Raw genomic sequence first — 7354 nt, forward strand, 5'->3', positions numbered from 1 at the left:
CAAAACTAATGGGATAGACTAGAAAATCTGACGCTGTATACCTGTTTGACTTTTGCTTTGCAGAACTAATCTCCAGTGCTATGTCCTGAACTTTGAGTTTTAGCTTCTGATGGGTCAGGCTGAGGTTTTTGATACTTACCTGGATATTTGTGCTGAAAATAAGCTTCTAGTACTTGTAAAACCATCGGCCCGCAAATAGTACCACCATGTTCGCCAGTATTTTCCCCAAAGGCCACAACCACAATTTCTGGCTTATTACTGGGCGCATAAGCACCAAACCATGTATGATTTGGGCGACCAACACCAGCTTCAGCTGTGCCACTCTTCCCAGACGCTGGGGCAATTGTCGGCACGTCTAAGCGCTTACCAGTGCCTTCACTCACCACCTTTCGCAGTCCGTCGCGGAGAACTTTAATAGTTGTCGGCTTCATATTTAAAGATTCTCGCCAACTTTTTGCTTCTTCGTTATCTTTAAGCAAATGCGGTTGAACTCGATACCCACCGTTAGCAGGGACAGAAAACATAATCGCCGATTGTAGAGGTGTGACTTGCAAAGCGCCTTGACCAATTGACATATTAATGGTGTCGCCAACAGTCCAAGGCATTTTGAAAACTTTCCGCTTCCATGTTTCATCTGGAACTAAGCCTACTGATTCTTCATCACGAAATTCAATACCAGTTCTTTGACCAAACCCGTATTTACGGCTCCATTTGATTAGAGTTGGGCCGCCAACTTTTCTGCCAACTTGATAGAAGAAAGTATCGCTACTCATAGCGATCGCTCTGGGAAATCCCAATGGCCCGAATCCGGCGTGGTTCCACTCACCAAATGTCACCCCACCCACGGTAAGAGAACCAAAGGTTTGTAGTATTGAGTCAGGAGAAAATTCACCTGATTCGAGTCCAGCTGTCGTAGTCACAACTTTAAAAGTACTGGCGGGTGGAAAGGCGCTCAGAGCGCGATTAACCAAGGGATGATCTTTACCTTGGACACTTTCCCAATCTTTTTGAGAAAGTTTTTGTTTGGAAAAGATATTTGGGTCAAAGGTGGGGTAAGATACCAACGCTAAAACAGCACCATTATTTGGATCGAGTGCTGCGATCGCACCTCGGTGATTTCCCAAAGCTTTTTCGGCTGCCTTTTGCACATCCAAATCTATGGTCAGGTGCAAATCATTACCAGCTTTTGCCTGTTTCTCTCCTATAACCCGGATTGGTCTACCCGCACCATCCACTTCTACCTGCTGACCGCCCCATTCACCCCGTAGAGCTTTCTCATAAGCCTTTTCCACACCCATCTGACCGATGACATCTCCCAGTCGATAGCCTAACTCCTTTTTGCCCTTTAACTGGTCGGCGGTCAACTCTCGTGTATAACCTAGTACGTGCGCTAATTCTTTGCCGTGGGGATAATAACGTACAGAATCTGTATTAATTTCCACTTCTGGGAGTTCATTTTTATACTCCTTTAATGCCGTAATTTCTGCTTCATTTAAATCGCGAGCAACCCGGATGAGTGAAGAAGAATTAGCACCAGCTTGTTCTAATTTTTTTTCCATCTCATCTTGGGGAATGTTAAGAATTTGCGCTAGACGCGGGCCGACTACAGACCAGGAAGGCTTAGTATGCGCCATCGGCCACAAATACACAGAGCTAGGATAGCGAGTACTAGCTAAAAGTTTGCCATTCCGGTCAAAAATATTGCCCCGTTCTGGTTGTTTGGGAATCATCCGAATTCGGTTTGCTTCAGCTCGTTCTCGGAGTTTTGGCCCATCAACTATTTGCAAGTAAGCCAAACGAGCCTCAATCCCACTGGTCATTAATAGGGTAAATACGATTAAAAATATTGATTGGAAACCACGTCCAACTGTACGTGTATCTTTTTTACTGCCAAGTGATGGGAATAAGGACATAAGTATTAATTCAAAATTCAAAATTCAAAACTCAAAATGAATAAATGCAATTCTAGCCAGCCTTTTAGCAATTGCTAAGATGCAATTTTAAGACTTGTTAACTTAATTACAGATTATTTAAATTAGAAGCTTAGTATATAAGTTTACCATTGCCTTAATTTTTTACTGAGTCTGAAATAATCGGACGAGTATATTCTTGAACAATTGTTTTTGGCGGATACAATAAACCAAAGTGTCAAATATAGTCTGCCCAAAAGACTAGAGCAATTGACAAAATCACTTAAGATCGCGGCATTCTACTGAGGATTATGGCTCAAATCGTCATGCAAAATCAGAGGGGGATAACAAGTTTTCAGCCACTTGATGTTGAACTGCGTAACGTCTTCAAGTTTTTTAACCAAGAACCAGCAGTAAATGGCATTGATTTGGATGTCAGACAAGGAGAATTTTTTAGTATTTTAGGCCCCTCCGGTTGTGGTAAAACAACAACACTGCGCTTAATTGCTGGGTTTGAAATTGCTGACGCTGGTAAGGTGTTTATTCAGGGTCAGTCCATGACTAATGTGCCCCCTTACCGCCGACCCGTCAATACTGTATTTCAAAGTTACGCTTTATTTAACCACCTGAATGTCTGGAATAACATCGCTTTTGGACTGCGGTTAAAAAAAATACCCAAATCGAAAATTGAAGCTAGAGTCCAAGAAGCTTTAAAACTGGTGAAAATGGAAAGTTTGCGATCGCGCTTTCCCAATCAACTTTCTGGTGGTCAACAGCAGCGAGTCGCTTTAGCAAGGGCCCTAGTCAACCGTCCCACCGTGGTACTACTGGATGAACCTTTAGGGGCGTTAGATTTCAAACTACGTAAAGAAATGCAGGTTGAGTTATCAAATTTACACAAAGACTTGGGGTTAACCTTTGTGATGGTGACACACGACCAAGAAGAAGCATTGTCTTTGAGCGATCGCATTGCCGTAATGAATCAAGGCAAAATTGAACAAATTGGCACTCCCAGCCAAATTTACGAACGTCCCTGTACATCCTTTGTTGCTGATTTTATTGGTGATACTAATTTATTCAGCGGTGAAATCGTCGCGGTAGACTCCTCTAATATTAAAATCTCCACAAAAATGGGACTCTCAATTGTTATTAGCCGCGCTGAGAATACACCAACTGAATTATCACAAGCTGTAGTAGTGAGTGTGCGTCCAGAAAAAATACAGCTTTCGCTTTATCCACCTAATTTGCCAGTTAACTGCTTTGAAGGACGGCTGGTTAACGTTATGTATTTGGGCACACACGTTAATTATGTTATGGAGTTAACAAATGGCATTAGCATTAATGTGTTGCAACCTAATACTTTGGGCACTTTACCAGACCGCGACACACTTATTTACGCCTGGTGGGCAGAAACTGATTGTTTAGCTATTAGTCAATAGTTACAATAATTCGTAAAGGGGCTTGAAAGCCGAATGAATTAATTATTAATTTTGTCCGTAATTACGAATTACGAATTACGAACTACGAATTATTTGGTCAATGCTGAATTGGAATTGTAATTACAAACTCCGTTCCTGCTGCTGGTGATGAATAACATTCCAGTTTGCCGCCATGTGTTTCTGTAATGATTTGATAACTGATAGACATTCCCATACCTGTGCCCTTACCCACAGGCTTGGTGGTGAAAAACGGATTAAAAACTTGTTGTTGAATCTGTTCTGACATACCTATTCCATTATCAGCGATCGCAATTTTTACCCAACCGGAATCTATCACTGATGTCCGAATGGCGATCGTGGGAGTTAACAACCCAGATGTGAAATTGTCTATTCTTAATTGTGCATTCTCAATTGTCCATTCTTCTAAAGCATCAATGGCATTCGCTAATATATTCATAAATACCTGATTGAGCTGTCGACCATAGCATTCCACTAAAGGTAATGTGCCGTAGTCTTTGATGACTTGAATGGCTGGAAGCTTTGTTGTTTCTTGGAAGCGATGTTGCAACACCATTAGAGTACTATCGATGCTTTCATGAATATCCACTGCTTTAAACTCGGCTTCATCTATGCGTGAGAAGGTTCGTAACGACAGCACAATCTGACGGATGCGCTGAGTACCAACTTTCATCGAACTCAATATTCTTGGTACATCTTTTTGGATGTACTCTAGGTCAATTTCCTCACACAAAGCCTGAAATTCCGACTTATTACCAGATTGCTGCTGATGGTGAATTATTCGCAACAGGTCTTGAGTATATTCCTCTATATAGGTGAGATTACCGTGAATAAAATTAACGGGGTTGTTGATTTCGTGGGCAACTCCAGCCACAAGTTGACCCAAACTAGACATTTTTTCTGCTTGAATCATTTGTGCTTGAGTTTGTCTGAGTTCTTGAAGAGTTTGTGCTAAATTTTCCGTTTGTTGTCGCAGTTGGTCTTCCATCTGTTTGCGTTCACTGATATCCCTGGCGACACAAACAACGGTGTTTTCAGTCATTCTGGCAATATTCGCCTCAAACCAAACCTCTTGCTCGCCTATAGGCAAGCTATATTCTACCTTCACAGTTTTTTGAGTTAAGAGTGCTTGTTGAATAGAGTTGAGAAAATAGTCGGCACAAGCAGAGGATAAAACCTCATGTATTTTTGTGCCCAGCAGTTCCGCAGGAGGTTGGTAGAGTAAGGGCGCACCACTAGGAGCAATTTTTAAGTATCTTCCTTCGGCATCCAAGACAAGAATCACATCCTGCATAGCGTTGAACAAAGCGAGCAATTCTGCTTGCGAGGCTTTGATTAATTCTTCAGCTTGTTTGCGACTGCTGATATCGCTAATAGCGCCATGAAGACCAATAATTTCACCATCTGAATCGAAAATTGGCGAAGCCACTGACCTCATCCAGCACCAATTTCCATCCTTTTTTTGGTGGCGAAATTCTATTGCGATTCGCTGCCCCTTGGTTTCCACCATTTCTTGAATTTTTCTCTGGGCTAGGGGAAAATCATCAGGATGAAGCAGGGGGGCAAAGGGTTGACCAAGTAGGTCTGAAGGTTCCCATCCTAAAACATTTTTATATTGTGGTGAGACATAAGTAAAAAGACCTTCCACTGACATAGAAAAAATCAGGTCGCTGATATTTTCCACGAGTTGGCGATACTTAGCCTCACTCTCAGCCAAAGCAGTTGCCGCCGCTTGATGATGCCGTCCGCTAATTTTATTTGCTGATTCTACAAAGGTAGAATTATCTGCCAATTTCGACTGTAGTTCTATCAGTTGTAAATCCTGTGGGACTTCATCAGTAACTAATTCCCAAATTTGATGTTGTTCGGCTAACAGTGTAGTTGAAGAAAGGTTTTGCAATGCTTCTAGCTGTTGCAGTAATTGGGCATTTTGCTGACGTAAAAACAATATCTCTTTATTGATTTTTTCAGTACACATATTCAACTCCGATTCAGTTTACTTAGAGCCAGTCCTGAGTTAGGCAGGACTTATACCAATTCAAAATTCAAAATTAAGAAAGTGAAAATTAGCATAGGTTTTATGGTTTGCATCTGTATCATATTTTTTGTAAATTGGTATTACGTAAAAATTGCTAAAAGCTTAATTTATCCAACTGCCTTTTCTTCCAGAGGCTTCCGCTAAGGTAAAGCGTCTCAGAAAATGCCTTTTCTGCATGAACGTTACGCGATCGCCTGCAAGTAGGGTGACAGAATCTTCTTAGCTAAAGTTGATCTACTCAGTACTGTTTATTGCCGCACTGGAATTGCAATTATAAACTCTGTACCTTTTCCTGGGAAGGAGTTACAGTGTATTGAACCCCCGTGTTTTTCCACAACAATTTGACGGGCGATCGCCAACCCTAATCCCGTACCTTTCCCCACGGATTTCGTAGTAAATAAATTGTCAAAAATATTTTGTTTTATCTCTTCACTCATCCCCTTGCCATTATCAGCAATTGCTATTTTTACATAGTTATTTTCGATTGAAGTGGTAACTGTAATTCGGTTGGGATTAGCTTTGACATTTTGAAGATTGCGCCCGGTATTCGATTCATCTAATGCATCAATGGCATTGGCTAAAATATTCATAAACACCTGATTTAATTGCCCAGGAAAGCATTCAACTTGAGGTAGATTACCGTAGTTAGTGACAACTTCAATTGCGGGACGTAGTTCATTTGCTTTGAGACGATGCTTGAGAATGAGAATAGTACTATCGATACCTTCGTGGATATTAAACGGCACTTTGTAATCGCGATCGGCACGAGAAAAAGTGCGTAAACTGGTGCTAATATTTTTCAGTCTGTCGCACGCCATTGTCATGGAATCAAGCATTTTGGACAAGTCTTGTAAACTATATTCCAAGTCAATTTCTTCGGCATGGTCTTCGATTTCTTCACTCTTATCAGGTAAAGTTTCTTGATAGAGTTTTAAGTGGTCAACAATATCAGTAAACGTTGGTTTAGCTTGTTTGAGACTGGCAGAAATAAAACCGAGAGGATTATTCATTTCGTGAGCGACACCAGCAACTAAGTTACCCAAAGCAGACATTTTCTCACTTTGGATAATTTGTAATTGGGCTTGTTGCAAACCAAGTTCGGCGATTTTGCGATCGCTGATATCTAAAAACAATCCATCCCAAACCAATGAGCCATCCGGGCGCTGTTCAACTCTAGATTCGCCGTGAAGCCATTTGACGATTCCTGACGGAGTGACGATTCGCCCCTCCCACCACCAGGAAGATCGAGCTTGAACGGTGTCAGTGTAAGTTTGCAGGTAAGAAGCCACATCATCTGGATGTATCATTTTGTCGAGAAAATCGGGATCGGCAGCAGCTTTTTCTGGGGTAATTTCGTACAAATTGTAACAGTCGGCACTGATGTAGTTTAACGAGAGGATGCCATCAGCACTCATCTGGTATTGACAAACCACCCCAGGCACATTGTCTACTAAGTTGTGGAAGCGAGACTGGGCCGTCTTCAACTCCGACAGCGATTCTAAGGAACGTTCGTAAAGTTGGGCATTTTCCAAGGAAATGGCGGCTTGAGTGCAGAGTAAGTTGAGCAGTTCGACGCGTTCGCCCTTGGCGTTGGCGGAGCCATCGCTTGTAAACGCCCCTGTGACTAAACTGTTTTCCAGATACAAAATCCCCATCAACTTGCCTTGATGCAAAATCGGGCTACACAAAATACTCTTGGGCTGCTGGCGTATGATATAGGGGTCGTTGGCTAAGGTGGAATCTGCTGTTGCATCCAGCAGGACAATAGTCTGACTGTTGTGCAAGACTTTGTAAATGAGCTTTTGGGGAATATCCTGACTCTCTTCCACAGGAATTTTCTGCAACACCACTGGTTCTGTTCCCAAAGTCATTGACCCTTTAATCAACAGGTGACTGTCTCGCAACAGCATTAACACGCATTTATCAGCCCCGGCATTTTCGATGACGAT

The 7354-nt window shown here is 42.0% G+C and carries 4 protein-coding genes; 1 reads left to right on the plus strand and 3 read right to left on the minus strand.

Annotation, left to right across the window (positions count from 1 at the left end; all coding sequences use genetic code 11):
- Nucleotides 1–65 precede the first annotated feature (65 nt).
- The gene (gene mrdA, locus RMZ95_RS08695) at nucleotides 66–1913 is read right to left on the minus strand and encodes a penicillin-binding protein 2 (protein ID WP_322685201.1); all 1848 of its coding nucleotides are present in this window, start codon (nucleotides 1911–1913) and stop codon (nucleotides 66–68) included.
- A gap of 308 nt (nucleotides 1914–2221) precedes the next feature.
- Here mrdA and RMZ95_RS08700 point away from each other — a divergent pair, with 308 nt between their 5' ends.
- On the plus strand, nucleotides 2222–3349 hold the full coding sequence (locus RMZ95_RS08700; protein WP_322685200.1) for an ABC transporter ATP-binding protein: 1128 nt from the start codon (nucleotides 2222–2224) through the stop codon (nucleotides 3347–3349).
- 97 nt (nucleotides 3350–3446) lie between these two features.
- On the opposite strand, the gene RMZ95_RS08705 is transcribed toward RMZ95_RS08700, so the two are convergent.
- Together RMZ95_RS08705 and RMZ95_RS08710 are read right to left on the minus strand one after the other, a co-directional pair.
- Nucleotides 3447–5345, minus strand: coding sequence for a PAS domain S-box protein (locus RMZ95_RS08705; RefSeq protein ID WP_322685199.1), 1899 nt, complete (start codon nucleotides 5343–5345; stop codon nucleotides 3447–3449).
- 308 nt (nucleotides 5346–5653) lie between these two features.
- On the minus strand, nucleotides 5654–7354 hold a 1701-nt coding region (locus tag RMZ95_RS08710), incomplete at its 5' end, for an ATP-binding protein (protein ID WP_409882221.1).

The organism is Nostoc sp. DedQUE07, assembly GCF_034530975.2.
Lineage (GTDB): Bacteria > Cyanobacteriota > Cyanobacteriia > Cyanobacteriales > Nostocaceae > Nostoc.